The organism is Nocardia sp. NPDC058497 (assembly GCF_042720195.1).
GTDB lineage: Bacteria > Actinomycetota > Actinomycetes > Mycobacteriales > Mycobacteriaceae > Nocardia.
This window is the reverse complement of record NZ_JBHXMY010000442.1, coordinates 1-2,415: the sequence shown is the minus strand read 5'-3', so window position 1 is coordinate 2,415 and position 2,415 is coordinate 1. Positions and strand designations below refer to the sequence as shown.

At 65.4% G+C, this 2,415-nt stretch carries 2 protein-coding genes; both read left to right on the top strand.

Annotated features, from left to right (window positions below):
• The first annotated feature begins 49 nt into the window (after window positions 1–49).
• Window positions 50–856: a glycosyltransferase family 2 protein gene (locus tag ACFWPJ_RS24260; protein ID WP_378854687.1), complete on the top strand. Its 807-nt coding sequence runs from the start codon at window positions 50–52 to the stop codon at window positions 854–856.
• Between the two features lie 74 nt (window positions 857–930).
• The coding region (locus ACFWPJ_RS24255) for a valine--tRNA ligase (RefSeq protein ID WP_378854686.1) at window positions 931–2,415 on the top strand (1,485 nt) is incomplete at its 3' end.

Here is a 2,415-nt window from a genome sequence, read left to right as displayed (position 1 = left end):
CGGCCTCTAAAGCTTTTTAAAACACCGGTTGACATGGGGCCGATAAAAAATGGTGGTCGATTATGGAAGCGACGACCACAACACGTTGACCAGCATCGATGCATGCATCGAGTTCCCGGATGTGCACGTCGTGCGGCTACCCAGCAAACGTGGCGCACAAGCCGCCCGCAACGCCGGGCTCGGCGCCGCCCGATACCCCTACGTCCTGCCACTGGACTCCGACGACCGGCTGGCCACCGAGCCCGCCCTCCTCGCAGGCGGCAGCTACCCGGAACAAGCCGTCCGGCTCCTGGCCGCCTCGCCCCACCTGGCGTTTGTCCACACGTACTCACAGATGTTCGGCGCGTTCGACGGACTGACGATCTCGGCCTATCCCTGCCGCGAACAGCTGCTGGCCCGCAAACACCACGCGCCGATGTCGATCGTATACCGACGAACCGATGCCCTCGCCGCGGGCGGCTATGACCGGCGGGTCCGCAAATGGCAGGACTGGGCATTCGCGATCGACCTCCTCGCCGCCCGTCACCGGCGCGGCGCAACCAACGAGATCAGCTGTATACCGGGCCCGCTTCACGAGTACCGCGTCCACAGCCGGTTCGCCCGCCTGTCCACCGCACAGGTCGATGAACTGGAATCGGTGCAACTCGTGGTCGAGAAGAACCTCGACTACTTCCATGTCATCCTCGACGAGGATCGCCCGGCCGCCGACGTGGCGGCGGCGGTATGCGCGAGCAAACCCGACAGGCTGACCGACCTGCTGCACATGGCTGCCGTCGACCTCGACCAGGCCCTGGCACTGGCTCGAGGGCGCAAAGCCACCCTGGGCAGTCCCGTCGATGTTCTAGGCATCCCATGACCGGGATGAATGCGACGCCGCCTCCCACCGGCGCCCGCGAGACCGGCGATGGACAGGCAATATGCTGGGCTACTGTGACCGATACCCACCGCCGAGACAGCGCCGACCCCACAACCCTGCCGACGACTTTCGTACCGGTAGAACTCGAGGGTGAGCTGTACGTACGGTGGGTAGCCAACGGCTACTTCAAGGCCGACGAGACCAGCGACAAGCCCACCTACGCCGTCGTCATCCCTCCCCCCAATGTCACCGGCCGCCTGCACATGGGCCACGCCTACGAGCACACTCAGATCGACGCGATCACTCGCCGCAAGCGCATGCAAGGCTTCGAGACGCTGTGGCAGCCCGGTATGGACCACGCGGGCATCGCCACGCAGAACGTGGTCGAACGCGAGCTCGCCAAGGAGGGCCTCTCCCGTCACGATCTCGGACGCGAGGCGTTCGAGCAGCGCGTCTGGCAGTGGAAAGCCGAGTCCGGTGGTGCCATCTCCGATCAGATGCGTCGCCTCGGCGACGGCGTCGACTGGGACCGTGAACGGTTCACCATGGACGAGGGGCTCTCGCGCGCTGTCCAGACGATCTTCAAGCGCCTCTACGACGACGGCCTCATCTACCGGGCCGAACGCATCATCAACTGGTGCCCGCGCTGTGCGACCGCGATCTCCGATATCGAGGTCGATCACAAGGACCTCGACGGCGAACTGGTGTCGATCCGCTACGGCGACGGCGATGACGAGATCGTTGTCGCGACCACCCGAGTCGAAACGATGCTCGGTGACACCGCTGTCGCCGTCCACCCCGACGACCCCCGATACAGCCACCTGGTCGGCCGCGAGATCGAACTGCCACTGACCGGTCGTCGCATTCCTGTGGTCGCCGACGAGCATGTCGATCCCGAATTCGGTACCGGCGCGGTGAAAGTCACCCCCGCCCACGACCCCAACGACTTCGAGATCGGCCAACGCCACAGCCTGCCCTCGCTGACGGTGATGGACGAGCACGCGATCATCACCGCAGCCGGCATGTTCCAAGGACTCGATCGCCTTGAAGCTCGCAGCGCCGTCGTCGCCGCGTTGCGCGCCGAGGGACGCATCGTCGCGGAGAAACGGCCTTACTCGCACGCTGTCGGGCACTGCTCGCGCTGCGGCACCGTGATCGAGCCGCGCCTGTCGATGCAGTGGTGGGTCAAAGTCGAACCGCTGGCCAAGGCCGCCGGTGATGCGGTCCGTGACGGGCGCGTGGACATTCATCCGCCCGAGCTGGCTGGCCGCTACTTCGACTGGGTCGACAACCTGCGCGACTGGAACATCTCCCGCCAGCTCTGGTGGGGACACCGCGTCCCCATCTGGTACGGCCCCACCGGCGAGATCAAGTGCGTCGGCCCTGACGAGACCGCTCCGGCCAGATGGACGCAGGACCCCGACGTCCTCGACACCTGGTTCTCCTCGGCGCTGTGGCCGTTCTCGACCATGGGCTGGCCCAACCAGACGGAGAGCCTGACGAAGTTCTACCCGAACAGCGTGTTGTTCACCGGGTATGACCTGGGGTTTTTATGGATA